At 41.5% G+C, this 25,305-nt stretch carries 26 protein-coding genes and 1 pseudogene; 2 read left to right on the forward strand and 25 right to left on the reverse strand.

Annotation, left to right across the window (positions count from 1 at the left end):
- The 9 genes and pseudogenes from PHO71_RS08425 to PHO71_RS08465 all read right to left on the reverse strand — a co-directional run.
- Positions 1-2,032 (reverse strand): annotated as a pseudogene (locus tag PHO71_RS08425) (hypothetical protein); the annotation flags it as partial.
- A 69-nt stretch (positions 2,033-2,101) separates the two neighbouring features.
- On the reverse strand, positions 2,102-3,136 hold the full coding sequence (locus tag PHO71_RS08430) for a hypothetical protein (protein WP_300201661.1): 1,035 nt from the start codon (positions 3,134-3,136) through the stop codon (positions 2,102-2,104).
- A gap of 14 nt (positions 3,137-3,150) precedes the next feature.
- Entirely contained in the window at positions 3,151-5,334 is a 2,184-nt protein-coding gene (locus PHO71_RS08435; RefSeq protein ID WP_300201664.1) for a hypothetical protein, read from the reverse strand.
- A gap of 21 nt (positions 5,335-5,355) precedes the next feature.
- Entirely contained in the window at positions 5,356-5,820 is a 465-nt protein-coding gene (locus tag PHO71_RS08440; protein WP_300201667.1) for a hypothetical protein, read from the reverse strand.
- An 11-nt stretch (positions 5,821-5,831) separates the two neighbouring features.
- Positions 5,832-6,464, reverse strand: a complete 633-nt coding sequence (locus PHO71_RS08445; RefSeq protein WP_300201670.1) for a hypothetical protein — start codon at positions 6,462-6,464, stop codon at positions 5,832-5,834.
- A 14-nt stretch (positions 6,465-6,478) separates the two neighbouring features.
- Complete coding sequence (locus PHO71_RS08450; protein WP_300201673.1) at positions 6,479-7,429, reverse strand: hypothetical protein; 951 nt, start codon at positions 7,427-7,429, stop codon at positions 6,479-6,481.
- A gap of 22 nt (positions 7,430-7,451) precedes the next feature.
- Positions 7,452-8,528: a DUF6712 family protein gene (locus tag PHO71_RS08455; protein WP_300201676.1), complete on the reverse strand. Its 1,077-nt coding sequence runs from the start codon at positions 8,526-8,528 to the stop codon at positions 7,452-7,454.
- Between the two features lie 18 nt (positions 8,529-8,546).
- Positions 8,547-10,460: a hypothetical protein gene (locus PHO71_RS08460; RefSeq protein ID WP_300201678.1), complete on the reverse strand. Its 1,914-nt coding sequence runs from the start codon at positions 10,458-10,460 to the stop codon at positions 8,547-8,549.
- Between the two features lie 17 nt (positions 10,461-10,477).
- Positions 10,478-10,795, reverse strand: a complete 318-nt coding sequence (locus PHO71_RS08465; RefSeq protein WP_300201681.1) for a hypothetical protein — start codon at positions 10,793-10,795, stop codon at positions 10,478-10,480.
- Positions 10,796-11,102: 307 nt separating this feature from the next.
- Between PHO71_RS08465 and PHO71_RS08470 the strand changes: the two genes are divergently transcribed.
- Together PHO71_RS08470 and PHO71_RS08475 are read left to right on the forward strand one after the other, a co-directional pair.
- Positions 11,103-11,354, forward strand: coding sequence for a type II toxin-antitoxin system HicA family toxin (locus tag PHO71_RS08470; RefSeq protein ID WP_300201684.1), 252 nt, complete (start codon positions 11,103-11,105; stop codon positions 11,352-11,354).
- Positions 11,355-11,469: 115 nt separating this feature from the next.
- Complete coding sequence (locus tag PHO71_RS08475) at positions 11,470-11,877, forward strand: hypothetical protein (protein ID WP_300201687.1); 408 nt, start codon at positions 11,470-11,472, stop codon at positions 11,875-11,877.
- 65 nt (positions 11,878-11,942) lie between these two features.
- On the opposite strand, the gene PHO71_RS08480 is transcribed toward PHO71_RS08475, so the two are convergent.
- From PHO71_RS08480 to PHO71_RS08555, 16 genes are all read right to left on the reverse strand, one after another.
- Positions 11,943-13,934: a hypothetical protein gene (locus PHO71_RS08480; RefSeq protein ID WP_300201690.1), complete on the reverse strand. Its 1,992-nt coding sequence runs from the start codon at positions 13,932-13,934 to the stop codon at positions 11,943-11,945.
- A gap of 36 nt (positions 13,935-13,970) precedes the next feature.
- The gene (locus PHO71_RS08485; RefSeq protein WP_300201692.1) at positions 13,971-14,231 is read right to left on the reverse strand and encodes a hypothetical protein; all 261 of its coding nucleotides are present in this window, start codon (positions 14,229-14,231) and stop codon (positions 13,971-13,973) included.
- Positions 14,232-14,276: 45 nt separating this feature from the next.
- Positions 14,277-14,987: a hypothetical protein gene (locus PHO71_RS08490; RefSeq protein WP_300201695.1), complete on the reverse strand. Its 711-nt coding sequence runs from the start codon at positions 14,985-14,987 to the stop codon at positions 14,277-14,279.
- A 2-nt stretch (positions 14,988-14,989) separates the two neighbouring features.
- On the reverse strand, positions 14,990-15,529 hold the full coding sequence (locus tag PHO71_RS08495) for a hypothetical protein (protein ID WP_300201698.1): 540 nt from the start codon (positions 15,527-15,529) through the stop codon (positions 14,990-14,992).
- A 3-nt stretch (positions 15,530-15,532) separates the two neighbouring features.
- Complete coding sequence (locus tag PHO71_RS08500) at positions 15,533-16,945, reverse strand: hypothetical protein (protein ID WP_300201701.1); 1,413 nt, start codon at positions 16,943-16,945, stop codon at positions 15,533-15,535.
- Between the two features lie 167 nt (positions 16,946-17,112).
- A complete protein-coding gene (locus tag PHO71_RS08505) occupies positions 17,113-17,673 on the reverse strand; it encodes a hypothetical protein (RefSeq protein WP_300201704.1) in 561 nt (186 codons plus the stop codon).
- 97 nt (positions 17,674-17,770) lie between these two features.
- The gene (locus PHO71_RS08510; protein WP_300201706.1) at positions 17,771-19,057 is read right to left on the reverse strand and encodes a hypothetical protein; all 1,287 of its coding nucleotides are present in this window, start codon (positions 19,055-19,057) and stop codon (positions 17,771-17,773) included.
- A gap of 43 nt (positions 19,058-19,100) precedes the next feature.
- Positions 19,101-20,723 (reverse strand): hypothetical protein, encoded by a 1,623-nt coding sequence (locus tag PHO71_RS08515; RefSeq protein WP_300201709.1) that lies wholly within the window; start codon positions 20,721-20,723, stop codon positions 19,101-19,103.
- Between the two features lie 166 nt (positions 20,724-20,889).
- On the reverse strand, positions 20,890-21,411 hold the full coding sequence (locus tag PHO71_RS08520) for a hypothetical protein (protein WP_300201712.1): 522 nt from the start codon (positions 21,409-21,411) through the stop codon (positions 20,890-20,892).
- 105 nt (positions 21,412-21,516) lie between these two features.
- Positions 21,517-22,224: a hypothetical protein gene (locus tag PHO71_RS08525; protein WP_300201715.1), complete on the reverse strand. Its 708-nt coding sequence runs from the start codon at positions 22,222-22,224 to the stop codon at positions 21,517-21,519.
- A 163-nt stretch (positions 22,225-22,387) separates the two neighbouring features.
- Positions 22,388-23,068, reverse strand: a complete 681-nt coding sequence (locus PHO71_RS08530) for a hypothetical protein (RefSeq protein ID WP_300201717.1) — start codon at positions 23,066-23,068, stop codon at positions 22,388-22,390.
- Entirely contained in the window at positions 23,043-23,402 is a 360-nt protein-coding gene (locus PHO71_RS08535; protein WP_300201719.1) for a hypothetical protein, read from the reverse strand. The genes PHO71_RS08530 and PHO71_RS08535 overlap by 26 nt, the downstream gene beginning before the upstream one ends.
- Positions 23,399-23,695 (reverse strand): hypothetical protein, encoded by a 297-nt coding sequence (locus tag PHO71_RS08540; RefSeq protein ID WP_300201722.1) that lies wholly within the window; start codon positions 23,693-23,695, stop codon positions 23,399-23,401. The genes PHO71_RS08535 and PHO71_RS08540 overlap by 4 nt, the downstream gene beginning before the upstream one ends.
- A 6-nt stretch (positions 23,696-23,701) precedes the next feature.
- The gene (locus PHO71_RS08545) at positions 23,702-24,013 is read right to left on the reverse strand and encodes a hypothetical protein (RefSeq protein WP_300201724.1); all 312 of its coding nucleotides are present in this window, start codon (positions 24,011-24,013) and stop codon (positions 23,702-23,704) included.
- A gap of 12 nt (positions 24,014-24,025) precedes the next feature.
- Positions 24,026-24,949, reverse strand: a complete 924-nt coding sequence (locus tag PHO71_RS08550; protein WP_300201727.1) for a radical SAM protein — start codon at positions 24,947-24,949, stop codon at positions 24,026-24,028.
- A gap of 1 nt (position 24,950) precedes the next feature.
- A complete protein-coding gene (locus tag PHO71_RS08555; RefSeq protein WP_300201729.1) occupies positions 24,951-25,304 on the reverse strand; it encodes a hypothetical protein in 354 nt (117 codons plus the stop codon).
- Position 25,305: the final 1 nt, after the last annotated feature.

Below are 25,305 nucleotides of genomic sequence, written 5' to 3' on the forward strand. Positions count from 1 at the left end.
TAGTTATCAAACTATCGGGTAAACTGTTAATAGCTGCTCTATTTTTACTGCCTTCTCCTCCATCATAAGCAGTACCGGTGATTGTGCCAAGAATTAGACCACCAGTATTCAGATCTATATATGTAGTGCCGGACCACCTGAATTGATAAGGCGGTTTACCTGTTGTAATATCAATATATATCTTCCCTGTTTCAGGAACAACAGCAGTCGTATGAGTAGAATTAGTATATAACTTAATATTAGACAATACTCCGGTAGCCGACTTATCATAAGTAGCATATACTTCTAGTACGTCATCAACATAGGAAGGTAGAAACTGAGATGATATTATCCCATTATCACCCAATATCAAAAATCCGTCCTTTGTTCCCCTTTTATCAAAAGCATTTTTGATCGGTGAGAAATTGGTATTGAGAGTCGAATAATTGTTTTCAAGAACGGTTGTTCTGTTTCCTAAAGTGGTAATACTAGAGGATATTACTTTGTTCTGAACAGGATTAAGACTTGTCGCACTCAATGCCGAATCAATAATAACCTTAGTAGCTCCTTCTGCTATACCGTCCAGCTTCTTTTTGTCTGCTGCGGTCATTATACCTGCAAGAGATTGAGTAGCAGCGGATATAGTAACGTAAGAGTTATCAATCGGATTTCCATTAAAATCACTTCTTATTGCTGTAACTTTAACGGTAGTGGCTGTTAATTCAGGAGTGTTATTCAAGTAACGCATAAAGCCCCAAGGAGCGTCGATGTTTTCAAATGCTTTTGCAAAAAATCTCCTAGCCTTTACGTAATTGTTCTTATTGTCAGTATTTAAAAATTCGCTATTCAGGTCTGACAACTGATTTTTAAGAGCAGTTGTGAAATTATTGTCAGTGTGGATATAATGAGCATCCTGAATATAATTAGCGTCATTCTCCAGTTGAGATATCTTTGTAGGCATATCAACAGGAGTATCCTTTACTTCGGACCATCCACCATCCTGACGCGCATATTGTTTGCCGTCTTTTGGAGCCTCAGGGATAGTGTCGTTTACAGTCTTATCTTCCTGTGTCCATTCAAGACTACCTGCTTTCTTAACTAATACAACATCCTTATTGGAAGGGATATCTACGATGTCATTGACATTATCCAATCCTCCCAAGGTGGAAGTTACTGGAGCCGGAGCAGACAATGACTCTTCAATGATCCCATTTCCTTCCTCTAATATGCTGTTTTGATCCTCTAAGATAGATTGACCATCACCTACTGTTCCTCCTTTTACATGTATACCTTGCTCGAAAGTGATATGACCGGCGGCTTTGTCGTCGTTGATTTTGCTAATAGAACATTCTTTTATTGTCTTTGATACATACTTACTAGTCGTTAAATTATCATCTCCTACCGGAACATCATCTTCGCTATCAGTACTCCTTTTTACATCTGTAATTTCCTTCCCTCCAAGTATTAATTTCTTACCAATGCGGACGATATTAATAGTCGCTTCACTTATCGTTTTGAATACATCTATCATCCCTGTAATTTCGTTCAACCGAAACATTTTTGATAATTCAGTCTTTGATTCTTCTCTAATAGCTTGATCCGTAGCCAATGTTCCAGAGTTATAAGACTCATCCCATATACGAGGTATAGATTCTCCATTCTTATTTACAGATGACGAAATAGAACCTAAATAAATAAAGAAATGACAAGTATCTTCAACGCTATTTTCATCATTCTCGATTTTACCTACAATATCTAACTTCTCTGGGGAGTATACAATCAAAGCCTGATTAGAATCTTCCTCCCTATCCAAACGAGCATATATAAATTTTGCAGAAGTATTATCGAATAAATTATTGTAAGCTTCCAAATTCCATTTCCTGTAATTATGAGAAGAATCGTATCCTATAACACCTGATTTATATGCCATAATCACAGCACCTGAAAGCACAGATGCTTGTAAGTATTGTGGATTATCCAACGCATTAAGCGATATTGTAAAAGCACCGGGCTTTATCCAATAATCTGAAGGAGTAGAATATATGTTTGCCATAAAAGCCTTATCTATTTTATCTTGCTACGAAAGTAATAAAGGCTAATAACAAAGTGGTGACATACTATTTTATAATCTATTTCGGAATCCACCTGACAAAGCTAAACGAATAGTAAAGTTGATAGTACATAACTCGCCTGTAGTTTCATCAGAAACAATAATTGTATCTTCAGGAATCACTTCACAAGGAACCCAAATACCTTCCATTTTAACCCATGCTCCTTTGGTACAATCCAAAAACTCATTAATCCACCAATCTGCCCAATCTTCATTTAAGGCACCTGTAGACATTGCATAAGTCTGTTGCTTTGTTCCTTTGCGAGAGAGAATTCTTCTACCAGGACAAAAAGCACTTGGGACAGAAACTGTGTCCGTTTCGGTAATAGTTTCATAAGATAATGACTTCCTCACTTCAACTGAAATACTTTCAACAACCCCCAATTTATTTACAAACTGGAATTGAATACGATTGGAAGATGAAGGTACTACGTAAACAGTATGTCCGTCGAACGTATTGACACCAGATAAGCCTGATAGAGAACGGACATTGACCTTTTGACCAGTAGTAATTACACTATCCATCAATGCAGGTTCTAACAAAGTGGTGGGATACAAAAGTAATTCATCGGTAGCACACACCTCACCTAATTTTGGTTTCCTCGAAAAACGCTGTACCGATTTTGAAGAGCTAGACAAGTAGCGTTCTATGTCTGTAAATTCGCCAATATAAGCATAGAGAGTTGAACCATAGCTCATTACTCCTTCTTTTTCGTGAAGTATGCCATCTATCATGTATTCATCATAGACTTTCAATTCATAAATCAGATATGGGTAAACTCTATCGGTTGTCTGATATTCGTATACATACTTACTAGCTACACTGCGAAGTGTAGAAGATACATCGAAAGCAACCTCTACCCCGTTTTTTGCTTTGGCACTTTGAATATAATTATCAAAAGAAGAGTCAGTACTCAATGCTGCCGATATTTCCATTTTAACACGATGGAAAGTAGCTCGTTCGTTAATAGTGTTTGGCATCACGCTAAAAACAATAGGACTTCCACACAACAAACTTCCGGATGATAAAACAATAGACTTTGCCATAAAATACTCTATTTTTATAATACATACATTTCGATTGTAACCTCACTTATCCCGCTTTTTAAAGACAACGTATATTTCAACTTATTTATCCATCCTACATTTCCACCAATATCATACCGTTTATCCCATTGGATATTACTAAGTTCCGCAGATTCGCATCTAATTTTAATTTCCAGTTTCTTGCGATTCTTCACGAAGTGAGCATACTCACTCATAAAGGTGTCAAATAATCCCCGACTGGCAATACGCTCTACCATATTGCCGTTCTGATCGTACCTGTCTGCTTTACACAAAATGCTGCCATCACTATCCGTTATTGGGGCATAAGCACGTATTTTCAACGAGAATCGCTCATCATCTCCTATACCGGGTTGGGTACCGTTATAGTCGAAATCATTACCCCAATTATCTATTGAATCCAATCCCATTTGATATTCGCCGGACTTCATGCGCCACTTACTACTTCCCATGCCATCATAATTGTAATCATACGATTCAAGCTTTGAAGTAGATCCTCCCCCACGCATAATAGAAATTGCCAAACCCCAATCATGGTGTTGAAGGGGAGAATTCCCATCTTCGGTACTACTGGGATCATAGCATTCATCGGTAGCTATAACTTCATTCAAATAGAAATTTGCATTATCCGAACCTAATAAATTTTGTATTTTGAAAGTAATATTTTCATGCCACATTTCTTCATCCACAAAAGCTGCCAATATTTGACGCATATTACCAGAAGATGGGCCTGAAACAGAGTAAGAATTTCCAGTTTTTTCATCTATCATAGAAGATGATTTACCCGATGTGACAGTTTTTTCATTCTTCCCATTTACATCATTCATAATCAACGGCTCAAATTCACTAGCAAGTTCCTCAATAAAATCATCGTTTTCAAGAGAACAATCTCCAATTTCTACGCCATGACATTGAGCTACTTCAAAAATAGCAGGTTGCAACTCGCTGGCTGTAGTCGCATCGCCATTCACTTTAATTCGATATTGATTACCCGTATTTTTATCAATATAGCATGTTTTATCCGACCCTCCTATTTTTTGAATAATATCAACATAAGACTTTGAGTAATCTACTTTTGAATAATCTTCGTAATCGTAGGTCGTATCATAATCATATACACGATTCTTTATATTATTCAATTTTTCCTTCTTATCACTTTCAGCACTATACTTCATTCTGAATCCTGTAATCTTTTCCGATTTTTTTATTACAGATATTACATTACACTTTATCCGTATAGGTGTATCCTTATCTCTTAAAACATTTCTAATCAACTTTGCTTTTACCGTCTGTTTATCATAATCTATCATAAACTTTATTCCGAACGAAGCCCAAAGTGAATCAATAATAGTACTAACAGAAACATCTGGGAAATTATCTGAATTAGCAAACATTTTCATTATATTGGCTGATACATTAATAGATGGTTCACCATTCAACTCATATCTAATTTCACGAATAGTAGCCTGCATTCCGTTTTGATAACCTTGTCCACCAACTTCATAGTATTGTCCATTAACAACAGCACTATTCAAATCCTTCTGTATGTCGTATTTTGTCTCTAAATAGGCTTTTGTTCTACGTGAACCAAGCCACGCATTAATGGCATTGAGATTGTTCAAATCGAACACTTTGACTTCTTTCCCATTGTTATCAATGTAGTCTTTATTATATTTCCGTTCCGTTGAATATTTGCACTTTGTCGTAAAAAAGCACAACCTATTTAAATCACCTACTGACATCAAATCTTTCTGATCGTATACTAATCCTAAATGATTAAATAAACAGTCTAAAAAATAAAGGATATAAAAACAAATCCCGCTTGATGGACGATCAGCTTGTAAAACGAAATACGGATCATACGTTTCTCCCGTACTAACAGAATCACTAGATGACTTTCCATCTAATGCTTTCTGATAATGTTTATAACAAACACGGGCATTCACATAAGGAGTTATAGACAATCCATGCTCTGAATCAGGCATATTATAGGCATTCACCACATTTATGAATGTCTTTTCATACTGATTACCAGCAATTGCTTGATGCGTATTGGGATTTTCTTTATAGACCACTGGTACGGAATAACCTAATGCTTGTAATTCATAAGTTTCTTTAATATTTATAGTTTTAGGATTCACCAATGTCCCCCAAAACTCTCTACTACCACCACTACTCATATTTATTTGTATTATAAAAAATCACCATTCATCTTTTGCATGGAAATACAATTGATATCTAAAACTCACATCCATCTGCACATTCCCTATACACTCTCCTATCTGAATCTTATCCTTTACCGGAATGTCAGGACAACTTAAATCTCCAATCATTTCAGAAAATGTGCGAATGTTGGACACCATCGAGAAAGATATTTCATCTTTCAACTCTTCATCTTCTGAAGTTTGAACCTTGCCCGTGCGAAACATGTTTCCATCTGCGATAATGGTCATATCTTTATTATCAAAATCTACTAATCGCTTATCGCTTTGAATGTCATCTATATTTTTCAAAACATGCCGATTGGTTTCCAATGGTACCGTTGTAGGATAACTGAAAGCATCTCCTTCGTTGAAAAGAGGATTGACATCTTCAATATCTATCGAAAAGTCATCCGGCAAATTCAGATACTCATCGCCAATCATTACCGCTAATCTATCATTCATAGCTTATACCTTTAAATCATTGAACTTTGCTCGTATAAATAAATCCTGCGTTCCATGCGTGGATTTACATTTTTAACTCGAGAATCACCGTAGGCATAGATACTGCCACAGTGATGTACTTCTGCTATTGTTGTTCCCGCCAAATGAAGGGTTTTACCTCCTTGACAGACAACATATACCGAATCGTATGCCGTCACTTCACTTTCATCGTACATCACCCCACTACTCTGTTCTCTCAATTCTACTTTGGAGCAATCACGGACATTTACTTTTGTCTTTCCAAAGGATATCAATGATGAAGAATCAACAGTCTCTACTTGCGAACATCCAAATGAACGTCCTAAAGCATTCCCGCTCAAACGAGCTTTTCCATTATAAATTATCGCATATCCCTCTGGAGCATCTTGATTGAAGTATATTCCATTGGTATTAAATTCTTTCTCGAACTTGCTAAAAAAATCACTAAAAAGATGAAGCGAACTTTCTAAGTGCATATCAAGCACTTCATTCCACCATTTCTTTACGTGTTTCGAAATTTCAGATATAGAACTTGAACGAAATATATCCTCATATCCTTCCACGCAAGAACCATTCTTCTTTATTTCAGATAATATCTTCGAATGAAGTTCATTAAATTCGTCCATATACTATCCTCCTTTTATCTATTATTCAACTTATCCATTTCCGCCTGCTCACGCGCCATATCATTGATATGCTGCAAGACTACCGTATAAGTTTCACGATTCAACTTTTCCTCATTGATGCCCAGATACTTTTCCATCACAGCAGTAGTACGAGTATATAGATCCAACGGGTTCACCATCGCTTGCCGCTTCGGGTTTTCTTCCTTGAATGCTTTAGGGTACTTCCCTTGCAAATAGTTCATCATTCCTGCCCACCAAAAAAGAATGCATTGGAACTTTGCATCCGGGAAAACCTTGAAGCTTTTTAGATGGTCTGTACTCTGATTGCTGACATAGGCATAATCACACACCATCCGTTTAGTTTCGGCATCGACAAACTTTACTCGCCCATTAAAAATGGTAGCCAGAAACATTGCCTTTGCTGTACGGACAACTTCTGTCTGTTTTTTCAATTCGGAAGCAGACTGATTCTTTCGGAACTTCATGCCAACCAACTGATCTTGCTCTATCAAATAATAGCTCATGTAGTCGCAAGCAATGCGGTATTGCCGCCACTTAAAGTTTTGCATCAATGCGCCCGGACCGATAAATCTCCGAAACCAATGCCGATATTCAGGATATGGGAAACGAGTAAGCGTAGATTTCTTATCCATCCACTTCATTGACTCCTGAATCCAGTAGTGAATTTGCCACAAGTAAAGATTGAATGTATCCGTCTCTTTGCGTCTTCTTACTACTATGTACTGTTCTTCTATCGGCTTCACCGGATTGGCGGATGACACCACCTTCAGCTCCGTGAGAGCAAGAAACATCTCTATCTTAGCCGCGTTGAAATTGAGCGGATGACGTTCGTCTGCGCTGGCGGATGATTTCAATAGAATACCGGCTATGGTTTCCAGTTCACGGGTAGTCATAGCGTTCCAGCTAATGGGCATATGCAGGTCTATACGTTCTTTTGTTTGCATAGGTACGATGGTTGTTGTTGAATTACTCGACAGATGGGGTTACAAACAATGTGTCCCCCCGGCGATTGTTTCTCCATGGTTCTTCAGCCGGTTGCGGTTGGTCCGGCATTCCTATCATGGAAGGGGTTGCACTACCATGTTGTGTTACGCTGACCTTTTCTTTGGGTTTGACGTAGATAGGTGACGACTCAATATCCGGAAGAAACGCATCCTGATTCTTGGCTATGAATGTGATGGCGATGCGAAGGTTCATAATGGCTTCGTCACGCGCATCTTTTCGGCTGAACATTTTATTCCGGGCTTCGACGGCAAGTGCCAAAGCGCGTTGCAGATTCACGACGGCTTTCTTTTGAATCTCCGTCAGTTGTCCGGTCTGATATTTATCTATGAGGGAATCGATAAGATCATCGCCTAGTTCCGAACGAAGAGATATCTCCTGACAGTAACGAAGATCGGGCAATAACTGGATAAATTTCTCCCGACTATCGTAGATATCAATGAATTCGTTAAACTTATGTGCAGTATTTATAAACAGCCCATCGGCAAGGTAATAGTAACGACTCTTGCGCCAAAGAGCAACGATTTCCGCACGAATGGCAACGCGTTGTACTTCTTCGTCAGTTATTGTATCTTCGGGAGCTTCCTCGATAGCTGATTCCTGTGCCCACTCTTCGAGTTGAACCAACATCCGGTCGATTGCCCGGTGGGCTTCGATGTTACAACGAGATTTGTATTTGGACAAAGAATCTTTGTTGGCAGGATCGTAGTCGTCGGTGCCAATGACATTGATACCCGAATCATTGACGCTGACGCTTGCAATGTCTGCGGCACGAAAGAAAGCGTCGAACGTTACGGCACGCTGACAAAGCACGAGTAATTGCATCCACGGTGTCTGATATTCTGCGTTTTCCGGTGACAAAACGATTTTGTCTCCCATCGCCTTATATTCCTGACAAAGACGGGCGTAAAGCGGACGACCGATTTTATCCATCAGGAAGTCGTGCTCACTGTTGTCAATGAACCCTGCCATCGACTCTATATGATCTATCACATGAGTAGGAAGGTACAAACGTAATTCTTCTGGTGTGGTTAATAGCATGATAATTCGTTTTTGGGGTTATACTTTTGTTTCTTCAACGCCTGTCGCGTTTCTGTCCAACGTCGTGAGCGACATCTGCTTGATGGGCCACACCAAGTGCGAATCCCATTCGTTGAAGTCGCGCGTCATTTCGAGTACTTTCAACACAAGATTTTGCGTAGGTGCCATCATTAGTTTTTTCATTTCGTACATCTCTCGTTGATAAGTTCCGCCGCTACTTCCGCTGCGACCGGGTACGGCGCCGATAAGATCCGGATGAATTTCAAGGGCGAAGAAAATAATGCTGGCGGCTTCGGCTAACTCTGTTTTATTGACAGAAGCAGTGTCTTTGTCCCCTTGCGGAACATCCACTATGCGGAATGCCTCATGTTCTTTTCCATCATTACCCGTAAAAGTGAACGAAAGCAATGTAGATCCGTTTTTGCTGCGGTCTTTGAGGAAGGTATTGATTTCCTTCCATAACTTATCGCGGATTTTATCACGTTCATCTTTTGTGGCCGCCTGTTCCTGTAAGAAGAGTTTGTTCAGATATTCCGTGTGTACATAGATTATTTTTCCCCACATATTGCTATTCTCACGGGCAGTTACGCGATTCTCTATCAGCGTACTGGCATACTTATAAATCTCCCCACCGAATACCGTCCACCACGATGGTTGCGGATAGTAGGGCCGTCCCATTGTGGGATAGAATTCAGGAAGAATAAACCGGGTTGGGCGTTCTCCAATCGGAGTGCCCCGCCCGTCTTTTTTCCCATTATATGCCTTCAGTCGAGTATCACGTACCTTGGCACGAAGCGAAGCCAACGGACGTTGCGGGTCGAGTGCATGGAATGCAGCAATATCTTGCGTCTGTGTCACGGTAGCCACTGCTGACTGATCCAACCAACGATTGCTGACATACACATAATTAATGTGATTTTCTTCGTCCATCCGTTCCAGACGACAAGTGAGCGTACTACGATGGCTAATAGACGATACTTTTGGATTCCACAATACAGTGTTCTCCTGTAAAGCTTGCTGTTCCAGACCGATTTCGGGAAAACAAATACCCATGTGGCACATATCGTTGAAGAGCTCCAGGAAAATCAAGTCAAGATTATTGTTTTCGAGGAAAATTTTTACTTCTTTGTTCGTTTTCTCCCAAATGTGGTAAGCTAACTCCGCATCGGCTACTTGCTTCAACATCCGTTGCTCCATCTGCTGGTTGATGCGGATTTCGGCATCGGTTGCTAGAAGTTTCCCGTCAGCATCTCTCGCTCCTTCCGGTTGTGAGCCGAAAGCCGAAGCGGTGTTATTTGTAGCCGAAGCCGGTTGCAAGGTTTGTCCGGCAGTCTCTTTTGATTTATCAGTATCGCGTAGTCTCTTACTGATGTCCACATCATTTTCACGGCAGCGCTTGTAGAAATCACCCAACGCTCCATGAGCTCCTATTAATTGCCCTTCCAGGTAAAGACCAGCATCGGAGTAATCAATTTCCTTAGTAACAAGCGCGCCATTGGTATAATACGAATACCGATACTTCGGTTTCGGACCTAATCCGGCAGCGGTATCGGTGTTGAACTTTACACCGGCAGCCGTATAAGGGAGCAACGAGGTAAGCAGGGCAATGGCATTTGGCAAGCGGTTTCCCGATCCCCATTCCATATATCCCTTTCCTTTGGTTCCACACGATGATATGAGATATTCCTTACCCACGGACGCATAGAGATTGCCACCGCTTTCGCCTTTGGAAGACGAAGAGAACATGGTATTCAACACATCCGACCACTGCGGTTCTTTAGGAACTGCACGGTCGCCAAACAATTGGCTCATGGGTAAGGCTACATATCCATCGCTTTGTGCCTTTTGTACTTCATCTCTCAGCGCAACCGTATTTATGGAACCTCCGATTGGCGAACTTGAATTATCAGGTTTAGGTTTATTTTGGCTCATTGTAGTTCATCGGGGGATTAATGCGTGAAAAAATGGGTTCCGTCTATTTCAATCACGAGGTAATCGCGAGCAATGCGTTTTTCTCCGCTTTCGACGAACTTAACCAGCCGCTGCAACCGATTGGGGTACACCGCTATGCAAGTGACCATACCACTAACGACTTTTCCTTCCTCCGTAATAAAGCGGATGAAAAACGGCACTCTCTCCTTGAAACCGGCATTTTCCGGCGGATTGAACCCTGTACGTGTTTCCCCTGTCTTTGGATCAATCCACTTGAATTTTTCAGTATACATCCTTATTAGAGTGAAACTTACTGTTTGCGATTGTTTAGGCATAGTTGCTGATTTTTTGTTTCATTATGACAAATTTATGCAATGTCTTTTGTGGGGGGGTGACAAGAAAATAAGGGGACTAAAAAAAGCCTACTGCGAGACGGCGAAATGGTAATCCCTACTGCGAGACGACGGTGTCTTAGTAGGTATACTTGAGGTATCGACACAGGGTATTATGAGAGGGTCTATTTTATGATAAACAACGCTATTCATCCATCAGACAAATGATATTTTTTACACCAATGTATATATTTTCTGCCGCGTTCGTTAAATAGTAGTAATTTTACTACTAATAAAGTATATTTAGTTTGTGGGTAATAGTAAAACTACTATCTTTGCAGTGTCACAATTAAATAATCGTTCTATGAAAGTTTTGAAAACAGGTGCAGTGCTAAAGGCATTGCTTGATGACGGTTGGGAAATCGTTCATCAAAAAGGGAGTCACCGCCAACTCAAGCATCCCACTAAAAAAGGGAAAGTTACTTTAAACGGTAAGCCTTCAGATGACATCTGGGGGAGAGAGTTGAAAAGTGTGGAGGAACAATCGGGGTTAGTTTTCTAACCCCACCCCCTTTTCCTATTTCATAGAAGTGTATTTTTTAATAGACAAAGTATTAGCAGAGAAGGTTCCGGAATAACTTCCGTCCTTCTCTCTAATTTACAACAAAAAAAAGATCATGGAAAAAGTAACAATTCAAGTTTCGCGTACAGAGAAAGGCTATTCCGCTTCATGTGATTTGCTTCCCGGATGGGTAGTAGCCGTAACCGGGGATTTTGAAGCATTGGAAAAAGAGGTTCAAGAAAGCGTAGACTTCTACGTAGATTGCGCCAAAGAAGACTATGAAACATATCCGGTCGTCTTTGATAGAGAATATATATTTGAGTACAAGTTTGATATTCAAAGCTTATTATGCTTTTATCAAAACATTTTTTCTTTCTCTGCGTTAGAACATTTGACAGGGATTAACCAGAAACAGCTATGCCACTATGCTGCCGGAAGGTCTAAACCCCGATTGGAACAAGCTAAAAAAATTGTAGATGGTCTGCACCGATTGGCAGGCGAACTAAATAGAGTCTCTATTTAATTGTGACAAATTGATTTTGAGACGTATGTAAAAGGCTTCCACGAGTTTGGAAGCCTTTTTTTATGTTATCCCGTCATCGGCAAACAAATACCGGTCATATTGGTCTGAAAGTACTTCACGCCCATAAACAACACGTCGAAAGCATCGGTACCGTCCGTTCGGAGTTCCAGCGGATCGTACTCTGTTTCGATGTATTTCTCTTTTGACTTGTCTTTTTCGAATCCGCGACTTCCCACACGTACCGCCGTATTCTCCATTGCTACAATCAGCGACTCGTTGTTATCCGTATTGATACGGATAAACGGGTAACTTACGCCTGCTAACGCTTCGTTGATGTCTTTGTGCTTCATCGGGTGCTCTGCCGGACGCCCCATGTCTATTGGATTCACGATCCACCCACCATTAGTCAATTCCTCTATTACTACGTCCTTAAAGTCTTGTTGCGCTTCAAGTGCATAGCCCTTATGTTTGGCAGTGGTGTCGTAGTAATAGTTAACATACCGGCATGTCTTTTTGTGCGGTTCGTAATACTTACACCAATCACGAACCAACTCGCGAAGCTTACGTTCATTCTTCACGTACATGGAGCTAAGAACCATCAAAGCTTCACGTCCGCAACCGGAATCATAGTATGTTTGTCCGGTCACTACCCAGTTGATATTCGCGTTGTAGTCGAAGGCAATATGCAACGGGAGGTTGAGATTCACATCCCCGTCCTTAGTGCAATTCTTCACTTTTTGAAGTTCGGCAAAGTCAATAGTTTCATAGTCTGTCTTCACCGTCTGTCCACCAATCACCGTACTGGCTATGCGCTTGTGCATACTCATTTCGATAGCCGGACAATCGCTCGGAACGTAACCATGAAGATTATCAATATCTAACTTTGAGTAGAACCCATCACTAGAGTGTTGCTTCTTCATGTTCAAGATGGAGATAGCAAATACGATGGGCGAAAGGTCGCGCTTCATCTTAGCAATGTAATCTACACCCAACAAATCAATATTGTCAAGCGTACTGGCCCGGAAGAAGGCAAATGTGTTGCAACGTAATTCGTTGATACGTTTCTCATAGCTTTTCGACTTGAGTATCATTTGCATTTCAAAGTATTCCTGCTTTGTAATCAGATACTCATAGTTGAACAATAGTTCCGCGTCGGATGCTATAACGACGTTGTAGTTCACCAACATATCAACGTTACGCTTACTTATACCCGGCTGCGGAAGTATTTTGAATGTTCCTTTCCGCTCCATGCAGCAGTTTGCCACAAGCTGTATTTCCCTTCTCTTTTCCTCTGAAACCACCTGTACCGAATGCCCTGTTTTCTTAGCACTACGAAGCATTTCATTGAAGAAAATTACTCGGTCGGAATAATGTTCCAACTCTGCTTGTAATTCCGATGGCTTACGACCTTTGAATGGGCCACTTTCGAGTGAAATACTGCACTTCTCTTCTTCCTTCTCCATCCAGCTATCGCGTTGTGAAAGTGCGGCATCACTCACGAATAGCGTGCCTTTGTAGTAGGGATTTTGTTCAGAGAAACGCCAGTCACCAAGTGGATGGGTGATACCGGATAGAGCGGGTTGCACCTCTGATACGAACTTTTCTCGTTTTATGAATCTCGCTTCGTCCACGATAAAGTAGTTCACAGTCATGGAATTGGCAGAGCCTTGTACTTCGAGGCTGACGAGATGCCACACAAAACCGTTATAGAAGGTGATGCAATGGCTCCAGTCTTTTGGCTTGATGATGGGACGGGGAATATTCAAGCATTTTGGCGGTTGCCCCCACCAAAAATGAACACCCTCTTTTAGCCCCCAAAAACGTTCGATTGCTGCAATGGTCGCGGGCACGGTACGGGTGAAGAGTTGTTTCCGACTATTACCCGCCCAAATACCCGCCCCTTGCGGCATGGATTGTACTACACGACCGCTTTGCGGCCCGATAACTCCATCCGTTTTACCAAAACGTCGAGCAGCAATGACACGAGTATCTCGTGCGCCACAGTAGTAGATGCGTTGCTGAATCTTGTTTAGATATACGTCCCGACGTTCGGCCATGATGATAGGAAAGGTTTAGGTTTATATGTGTTATAACTATAATGATTCTATTTCTTTACTTATTTCTTCAATGCGTAGTTTTATTTTCCCTATAATCAACGAATGATGTGTATCTAATATATCATGTAACTCTTTAATTTCTCTGATGTACATATTTTCTTTCCATGTCATACTATCCCTACTTCCTTCAATAAAGCATAGTTTACATATTGGACTCTCAATATTACCAAGAATTTCATTCAGCTTGCTTCTTTCATTATAGAGTGATACAGCTTTATTACATTTATCTTCCGTCATAAATTATTCATTTCTTTATAATGAAGCCCGCCCAAGGGCTGTTGATTATTCATTTCGTTCGTAAATATCTTGTTCTTTCTCTTCCTCCACCGGAGCTGTTTCGTACATTCCTTCATCATTGAGTACAAGGTCTTCCACCTCCTTCTCACTGACGCCATATTGAGCAGCGAGATTGCGTTTCTCATCGTCCGTCAGGTTGATTCGTCCCGGCTTCACTACACCTACATCGCCGGTGATGTTGATGTCAGTATTTGCCAAGTCATCGAAACCTTGCTGTTGCTCGTCGAAGTCCTTGTAAAGACGCATTTTCAATTCGGCACCACCTTTCACGTCGCGACCGTTACCGGTCTTCATTCCTTCTGAAATGAGCCAGTCGCTGGAATCCTCCACTTTGGCTCGTTCAATGTTAGCGGTAGGGCGATTGAATACCCCGATGATGTGGTCCAACGTCTGTACGTCATTTGCTAACTTGCTGTAATCGCGGGGCTTTCCGAGTTTGATGCCCAGTTTCTCGCATAGTTCGGCATAATGAGGATCGTGATTCGCTTTCGTAAGGAAGTCATCGTATATGCGGGCAGAGATACGACGGCAAAGTTCAGTTGGCTTGATCTGTTTGTTCGACATCCACACCTGATAAGCTTCATAGGCTATCATGGTGCGAAGCTTCTGCTCCTCTGTCATCCGCATGTGGCGAAGAGAAGTGCCCATGAAGATGAACTTATCTACCAATTCAAGATAACCATCACTTACCTTCATACTCAATATTTCTTATTCAGTAACTTCACAATCAGTTCGTTCTTACTCGGAAGCACGGTGGTTAGTTTCAACTTCGGAGTAATGGCTTCAGTAGCCGACTTAAACAATCCGGCATCCGTACCGTAGCTGCTGCTGTACATACAGAGCGTAAAGTCTGTTTCGAGCAACAACGGTCCCTGTATGTGCAGGAAACGATGAAAGTCGGTCAATGCAAATACACCATCTAAAATGTGAGAATCGAACGTGTAGCATACCTTATCCAGATTACCCGCCAACTCATTTTTTACCAATTCAGTCTGCGGTTTGTTTGTTACCAACAAAAGAGCCTTGAACCAACCTTTCACCAAATAGGTGTTCAGCGTTCGAAGCGTAAATACATTCACTTCAGGGATGGTAATCAGACAAACGGCATCGGGCACTAACTGCCCGACGGCTGCCATGAGGTCTTTCAGGAGCCAATCGCCATTACTTTGAAAGTAGGCGAACGGTTGCCGCGCAATAGGCGGCAACTCATTGTTTATACAACAGGGTTGAATATACATGGCTTATTCTTTTTCGGTGGTTTCTGCTTTAGAATCAACAGAAGTGTTTACAGGTGGCGTATCAAGCGCTCCAAGGATGATGCCTGCTGTTGCTTCTAAGTCAGCATCTTCTTCCTCTGCGGCTGTAGATTTCTCTTTACCTGCTTCTTCTTTCTTTGCCTTACCCGTTTTCTTAGCTGCGGTAGCTTCGGCAAGTTCCTGTTCGGCTTTGGCTATAATCACATCGTATTCCTCGGTCGGTTCACCCAATGATTTTACCTCTTCCAAATACTCTTTCATCTTTTCTACACGCTTTGAAGTAACCTTCATATCAGAGCGAAGCATATAGGTGCGGATGGTATGCAGCGTTTTAGCTTTGGCGGCCGCCACGTTCTTGGCGTCCTCTTCGTCTTTGATTTGTTCGGGAGTTTTTACCGCAGCCTTCGCTTCGGCAACAGATGCTTCCAATTCAGCGGCGAAAGCTTCACCACCCATTTTTTCGTAGTATGGACGAAGGATATTCATTAACTGTTCCAATGTTTGACCGGATGATTCCATACGAGTCTTGAATTCACCAAAGTCGGGTTCTTTGGTTAACGTAACAAATAGCGTAGCCAGCTCCTTATCAACACGAGCATATATAGCCAGATAAGCACTCGTAGCTTCTGCGGCAGCACGCGTATGAGGTTCGATTATCTCCGGGGCTACATTTCGCTTTTCCAAAGCCTTTGCCTGTTCGCTCGCCAAAGCAGCCGTTGCACGAAGCGCACTCACTGTTTTCATTTCAGCACGAAGTTCTTCGCTTACCAGCCATTGCAATTGATCGAAATGCAACTTTTTATCACCGAGTATGGCGTTTACACCTTGATCGAACAAAGATGGCTGTGCGGCTTTCTTCGCCAATTCCTCTGCTACTTTCTTTGCAGCTTCTTCAGCGGCTTTTTCAGTAGATGCTTCGGTTGTCGGAGCTACTATAACGCTTTCTGTAAGACTGGCAATGGCTTTCGCCTTTTGCAATTCAAGGTCATTCCCTGATGCTGCGGCAATAGCTGCATCCATGTCTTCTTTCGACGGACGACCACGGCGGCGAGTTGCTGCTTGGGTTACAGGCATATAAGCAAGTGTTTCTCCATTTGCTCCTCTTATAACCGTTCCCGTTCCTATTTCCGCCTTAATCTTGTCGGTGTACTTTACCATCAGATTCACGCGGCGCGAGAAATCACGAAATAACAATGATTTATCAATGAAGTCACGACAATAGGCAAAGGCGTTCATCAATGCCAACCCCTTTTGAAAACTCTTGATACTACTTTCTACCCACACATCACCCAATGCGCAAAGAATAGGTAACTGTTCTTTGGTGAAAGTGGAAAAATCAGTTATCCATTTCAGTTGTTCTTCCGGAGTCATGTCTTTGTAAAGCTTTACTTTTTCCATATTCCTTTGTTTTTGATTTATAAATCAGTTTAGTAGCCACAAATATGGGCGAACTTGCCGACGCACGGGGGACAGCTTTTTCGCACGGATTTGGCGAACACAAAAAAGCCCGGACAAGCATCGTTTGATGGATGCGTCCGGGCTTTCTAATTAAATAGATTTGTTGATTAGGTACTTGCTGGGGCAACATATCCTTCGAGAAGAGTGTCGATGTTATCAATATCAACATAAAGCATTGGATATTTAACACGAGACAATGTTCCAGTGATGGTTGTTACACGAGCATCTGTTCCGCCAGCACCTGTTTCAGCCTTGATACCATCAGCATCAAATACCAACTTACGATCTTTGTCATACGCAATTTGGAAATCATCGCCATCAGGTATAATTGCGAACAAATCCAAGTTATTCAAAGGTCTTCCAAGTTTGGATGTCATCTTATTGGCAGCATCCAACACTGCTTTTACTGTGAGTTTATATCCGGCACGTTTTCCTAAAGAAGAACCTTCAATACTATTGGAGTCATCCTTACATTCAAATTTGAACAAACCTTTTCCTGGTTTAAACTTGGGAGCACTATACACGTTGTCCGTCAATATCATCGGTTCGGAAAGTTCACTTTTCACTCCGAAGTAAATAAGAGGACTGGTACCAGGAAAATTTTCCAAGCACTGTTCTCCCTCTAAAAAATGCCCCATGGTAGGGCAAGGACTTGCATTTTCTGCCATATTCTTAGTTTTTACTTGTTACTTAAAATAGATTTACGCATCGTAAAGAAGAAGGGAACAGACTACTCAATGGAAGCCTGGTTCCCTCTACTTACATTTATGTAGTCTTCTTCTTGAAGATTGCAGTTCTAGCCCCCGGCTGACCTTTGGTTACAACGGTAATTTCCGCTGTTTTCTCGCCTGTATTCCAAGCTACGAACTCACCTGTAGAAGTAGGTGCAGCAACCAACTTCAATACAGCACCGGAAGTGTATTCTGCTTCGTTGTTTGGTGCTGCATCATTCACGGTTACAGTACCCAGAGTTGTATCGCTAGATTGAACAACGAATACATCTTTGGTGTAATCGCCTGCACAGTCGTTAGGAATCAAAGAACCGTTACTCATACAGAAGCTGTCAGAGTTTACATTGATTACGCGAGTAGCCTGAATAGACTGTACCTGGAATGAGATATCTGTATGGTCGTTATCACTACCTACACGGACTGATACACTGGTACGGCTGTCTTTGTCATCTACACCATATTCAAAGTTGTACGGAACAGTAGCAATCATCAAATCTCCGGTACCGAATGATGCTTCGGGGCAGAAAGTTACATTTCTGTATCCGGGGATGGTGAAAGTACCCGCTTCTTCATTGTAAATCACACTCTTGTTATTTCCCTTGCTGTTGCCATATCCATCGGCAATGGCTTCACCTGTTTCTTCCGTACAGTAAAGCATAACTTCCGGTGCATTGCGCAGGTTTTGGCTCCATCCCATGCGGAAATTTTGGAAAATATTGAATGGAGTTGGATCTTTTTCATCAATAGGTTTTCCAATCGTTTCGACTTCTACATAGTTCTTGTTTGCCTTACTGATGCGACTCATCGCAATATCCTGACGAAGATAGGTAATGAAGCCAGTATAAAGACGGAGATGCCATTTCGGATTCGTTTTATCGTCAGGAATAGTATCATCACCATGCCACAAGTTATCGAAGATGTCTTCTCCGTAGTTGGCTACTGCTGCCTGAAAAGCAATCTCAGAAAGCGGGTAGGTGTAGTTTACATTATCAACTCCGTCTACAATCGCCAATTCGTTGTAGTTGTCCTTGTTGTCAAGGTAATGGTTCATAGCCAAATGGCCTACCATCTTACGCTCTTCCAGATACCCGATTGTGTTGTTTACCGGTTTGCCTACGACCTTGCGAACAGTGGTATGACCTTTACGGTTCATAATCGTTTTCACGTCTTTGAACTGGAGTCCGGTAGATACCAGGATCTTCATGCGGTCGAACACATCAGGACGATAATGTACGCCACCCATCACAATTTGCTTCGTGTACTTCGTAGCGATTTGCTCCAATGCACTTACACCAATAAAGGCTGCTCTTGTTTCTGCCATAATTTTAAAATGTTTAGGTTATTATTATTTGTTTTATCTCCGGTTATTGATGTGCATTCATTGCACGCTCACGAAGCTTTTCGTTGTAAGCATCCAACCGTTTCTTATTTTCCAATGCACTCAACATCGGGTCCCACTTCGGAGCTTTTTCCATTGTCAATTGACCACCTTGTGCGCCATTGGTTTTAGGAGACTCGCCCAAATCAGGTGATTTTCCAGAAGCTTTCTCCAGAGTGGTGATTTTCGATACTTGGTCGGCAATCACTTGAGCGTTTTCTTCAATAGTGGTTTTCTGTGTAGCAACAGTAGCTTCGGCGGATTCTTTAGCAGTTGTCAAAGTAGTTACCTGTTCCTGCAATCCGGATGCGGTTTTAGTGGCTTCTTCGGAAGATGCTTTGTATTGATCTGCCAAAACGTTGGCGGCATTCAACTTATCAGTCAGGTCGGCTACTTGCTGCGCAAATAAATCACGTTCCTCTTTCAAGGACTTCTCACTGGCAGTCAAGGTTTCTACCTGCTGTTTCAGATCGGTGTTTTCAGTAGCCATTTGTTCGCTAGAGGAATTAATGGTAGCCAACTTTCCTTCTAAGGCATCCGCTTGACCTGCTTCCAAGGTTAAGTTACCTTCTTTATCACTCACGTATGGCTCTTCACCGATAAAGGCGGCCACTTCTTTGTACTCTTTACTCATCGCATTGGTATTTTTAGAATTTGAATTTTGATTACCGTTTGTTCCACCTCCAGATGGTTTCTTCTTCTGCTTGCAAGCCACCCAATCGTCGTAAATCTTAGTAGCAAGTCCCGGCATAGTCGATTGTCCGTCTACGAGGGAGCCTACTACATCTTTCATTTTGAACATGGCACCGTCAAGCTGCTCCTCTTTTACTTGTGGGCGATCTTTCTTCAGATTGGTAAGAAGTTCTTCCAGATGTTCGTCCAACTCTTTTTCGAGAACACTCATATCGCCGTTGGCTGCTGCACGAACCTCTTCATTCTTTCGGGTGCTCCGAGATGCGTAACGTTCGTGATAGGTTTCTCCGGTAGACGGGTTTTTATCTCCATCTGTCATGGTCATAAAAGCAGTGTACATGCCCAAACTACCAATCATGTCATCGCCATTGAAGTAGTAAGTTCCATCGCACATAGCAGATACAAATGCGCAACCGCTGGCTACAATTCCATCGCAAAACATATATACCTTCTGTCCTTTGCTATGGCAGTATTCGATGGCCTTACGAAAATCGAGCAAAGCACTCGCCATTCCTCCCGGGCAGTTTGCATAGATTATATGACCGATGGTTTGTTTCACATCTGCGGCACGCATCATCTTGTCGCGAAGCTGAATACTACCGTAACTACAATCTCCACCGTTGCGAGTCATGGCACCCACCAACCGGACAACATTGATTACCTGGTCGTCATTTTCCAATTCGTCCCAACGTTTCATACATTCGGCATCGCCCATAAATACTTCCGCACTGAAATCGTTCATGCCCATTTGTCCGGCATGGAAAGGAATCAGCGTTTGAAGTCTGTCATCCTTTTCAATGCTCACGGGGATGTGCATTTCGATATTGGCGCGAATCTGACTACTCATGGCTTGGAAAACAGAGGGTAGCATACAGTAATGGCGTTCGCCAAAAATTTCGATTAAAGTACTGTACATTGATTTTTCGCTGTTTAGGTTATTAATTTTCAGCGAAAATAGATAGATGGTAAGGCTAAGTGGTGACTGAAAAACAGCTATATAATAAGGTAAGGATATAAGAAAAGCCTGCTATTCTCTTCGAACCGCAGGCTTCATAGCAAAATGTTTAAAGTAAAAGACAAAATTAAACAGTTATAATTTGAACTCCATTTATATTCTTTATTTCGATGGATGCTTGCTTCAACTCCGGACCTTTCTTTACCGTGCATTTGTATGCGTATTCGGGGCACCTAATTAAAAGGTATTGGTCATCGGAAGTCATTATAATAAAGTCTTGTGCAGTAGCTAACTCTAAATCCGTTAATGGCTGAATGCAACGAATCAGCGGATCAAGTACCTTAAAGTCAAGTACCACTTTGTGAGAAATGCCTATAACAGACGTTTCAGTACTGTCTTCATAGGTCGCCCCAGCATCCAGATCAATACTCATCAGTTTATCATTTTCACCCAATAAGATGGAAGTAGAATAGCATTGTCTTCCTTCCAGCAATTTATTCATTTCTGTTACACCCAATTCGGCAACCGTAACAGTTTCCTTTCTGACATTAAAAGGAACAACGTGCTTTATCTCTCCAAACTTAAACGGATAGATCCGAACGATGTCGGCGAACAATTCACTACTTGATGCACAATAATCCGTACTCATTTCTTTAGTTTTTTAGCGAGTGACAAGCGTGCGACAAATACCACGCTCAAAACATATATATTTAACTTATATTATATACTACTTTACACAAAAGCAAAAATCTATTTATAACCCTGTCGCAAACTCCTTTTCTGTGGCGAATTCTACAAAGTCATCGAAAGTAAACTTATAGGCTTTTCTCTTTCTGTAATAATTTCGCTTCAATGCTTTCTTTTCATGCTCGTCTATAGAGTTGCAAATATCATATCTGGTCATAAACCGTTCTATGCCTTCGAGGATATTAAATTCGATATTGTGCGAAACACACCAATCCTTATATCGATCTGTATATACAAAGAAAGCTCTCCAAAATTCATCTTTCATTCTTTCAAGCATACGGATGGCACCCATGTTCAGCAACTGCCATTGATCGTTTGTTTTTCGTAGCATTCCGTTTACATAAACTTCTTGGGGTAACTTCAAGCACACATATTCTACATCATCCCCACCTTTCAATCTATTCAAGCCTGACATCTTTACGACTTCTTCATCACTGAGAATTACGTTATCTTCCGGGACAAGAACACGTATATTCTTTGCACCCGGAACGATAGACACCCCTCTCTTCATCATCTTCCACTGCCGTTCGCAAAAGCATCCTTGCCTAACGATATTATCAATGTTATTGAAATGAATCATAGAAGATAAAATAGTCCAAAGCGTATCCGTCTTTTCCAACACAATTACTCCGCCCACGGGAATAGGCTTCGACTGCTCTTTGTTTCTAAAATAGGAACCCACATAATGCGGAACTCGAAGATATATATTTGCCATATAAACTATAATTACCAATTAACACATTTACTGTTTACTCACGAATACTAATTAATTTTGAATAGGGCAAAGATATAAAAAATGTTGCAATCAAAACCAAGTAGTGTATTAAATGTTTCACGTGAAACATTTAATACACTACTTATATCATTTTATACACTATTCATCGAACCTCTTTTTCGGCAGCTTCAATAGCTTGTATTACCGTATGTTCGTCAGACAACTTCCCTATCAGAATCTTAGAAGCAACTTCGCATTGCGAATTTGCAGTCTGGAATGAAAGATGATTCGAACTACACAAGAAGTCACAAAGACGATCAATCTTGTTTTTCAGTTCCGTAAGACGTAGATAGCGCAAAGAAACCTTTCTGGCAAACACTCGGTCGGTTTGCTCAATCTTCTTCATCCATGATTCCACCTTTTCACAAGCCAGATTGCAAGTAAACCGGGTTGTTTCCATGTGCGCCAACAATAGAGAGTTGGGAGCTTGTTGTTTGTCAAGCACGGACTTTACGCAGAATAACAGCGAATCGACATAACGACGCACCTCTGTACAGAAAGCATCATTGCCATTGGCGAAATACTCAGACGACGGACCAATCACACGATTTACCATCAATTCGTATTTCTTCAACTCCTTGTTCACTTCATTCATAAGCTGCTTGCTTTTGTGCTTGTACTGATCTTCTTTCTTCATTACATCGAAGCAATCTATTGTCATCCCGATAACAATGTCGTTTACAAACAAAATGTTGTAAGTAGCAGCCAATACAAGCCTTTTGTGCTTCATTACGGCTTGTTTAAATTCGTCCTGAATCTCATTCAGATTGTTTTCCTCTTTCATTGTTCATGTATTTTAATCGGTAATACTCTCGTGATTCACAAGGTACACAGTAATATTTTGCAGACACAAAAAGACTAAATAAACTCGCTTCAAAAGCCGTTGCGTAGTTTGGAAACACGTTTGCTATCACGGCAGATGGGAATGGATGACCTTCAATCCATTCTTCTACAGATCGGCAAGAGTTTGGTATCAGTGCATGAGGTTCGTCTATTGATTTGGCGATACGATTCAATTTACTTCTGCGATTATCAAGTTGAGCCAATCTGGATTGCAATGCGGAACTTTCAGCCGAAATCTGACTGTACAGACGATTTATTCGTTGGGTTTTAGTCATCTCTTTTTTCTATTATTGATTTTCCTTATATAATGCAGCGTCTTAGGATTATCGGCAGACAACAACGGGGTGACTTCAATGGATTTTCTACGATTCCCGTTCTTATCTATAAACGACAAAGTAAACAAAACACTTCCTATTCCTTTCCCTTTGATAAAATTACTCACTTCGTCCATTAACTTATGAAAAAACACATCCCCTTCAGCACGAGTTTTAACGCCATTTTTATCACATAAAAACTGGAAATATTCCTGATCTACATATACAATGTACTTCCCTGATTTCTTTTTCATATTCCTTCAAAATTTAATAAATCTATCATCAAAAAAATAATGCGCATCCGCAGGGCTACAATCCACCTTCGAACGGTCGTACTGGGACAGGAAACGCTTTATGTCTCGTAAATCATCCCTACCTAAAGATATAAACTTGATATAGCTCGCCTTTTCTCCCTGAATGGAAATTACCGCCCATGAGAGTGAATAATGGTGAACATCTACACTCACATCCATATTACCTAACAGCTCTTTAATCCTGCCGGTATCTTTTCTTATTTCAGCAAGTTCTTCGCTGAAAGCCCATTCAATTAGCCGTTTAAACAGTTTCTTCATTTTCTTTCTCCTTTATTTATATTCACTAAAATACTTTTCACACCGGAATCTTTTACGTGGAGTGAAGTCTTTGAATTCGCAACTCATGTAGAGTTCTTTCCGGTTCACCCAGTTTGCCATATCCTTTTGCCATTGCGGAAGCACCTGATGCGGATTATTCAAATCCCGATAAGGTTGCCCTTGGAGAACAAACCGATGACTTTTGTCTCTCCAGTAATTCACCCGATGGAAAGATTCTTCAAACTCCATCAAGATGCAATACAGAAAGTATTCACCGCCATAACCATACTTATCTATCAGGGCCGTGGCACGCTCCACTTCGGCTATTTGTTTGGGCGTATCGCAACCGAAGCGGATACGCTTTATCCATTTCACCTTTGCCAGCATCCGGGCGATGTCATCCGTCACCAAACGGGCATCCAGCCCCTGATTGAAATCTACCCGAATGCCCAGTGAGATAATCTTTTCGAGTTGCTGCAATCCGTAGTCGGATGCCAGAATGTTATTATCCATCAGAATGACTTTCTTTCGCCCTCCAGAAACTTCTTCTATATCCATGTAAGGTGAGATGTTCCCTTCTTTGGTGGGGACAATGCACCACTTGCATTTGTTGGGGCACCCACGAGTCAGAAATCCGTAGGCAAGGTCATTGGATAGGTGGTACAGATTGTAATCCGGCGGCATTCGGTCCACCTCTTCCGGGAGAACCGTTGTGATGTCGTAGCCGGTACCACCTTTCACCACTTGGCCGGCATTGATGCAGTAGCCGTAGTCCGGAGTAAAACTGAATACTTTGGCCATATATACTCGGTCGTAATGTTCTATGCCGGTATACCACGAAACGACATCACCTTGCGACTTATGCCATGCCGACAATTTCATCAATGCTAGGTTGGGGAAACGGTGCCCGTCTACGTCTATCAGTCCGATGGTCATGTCATTCTTTATCTTCAATCACCGATACAGAGTACTTATTCCATCGTCGTAACGACTTACCATCGCCTTGCGAAATGATTTCCACCACATAAAGTTCACCCTTGTACACCATTCGCAGTATCAAGTTTTGCCCATCACGTTGCACCACATTTTTAAACTCATCCCTGCGGCTGGCAGCCAGCACAAGATGTTCCAGATTTCCGGCAGCCATTCCCCGGCTGTCAGTGGCAGACCGAAGTTGTTTCTCCAACTCTTCTACTTCCTGTGCCCAATAGTCTGCTTCTTGGAAGATGGAAAGGAATACCTTATTGAATCCTTCTGTTTCCAGTCTTCCGGTTACTTCGCTATAGCTCATA

Source organism: Bacteroides sp., assembly GCF_028690125.1.
Classification (GTDB): Bacteria; Bacteroidota; Bacteroidia; order Bacteroidales; family Bacteroidaceae; genus Bacteroides.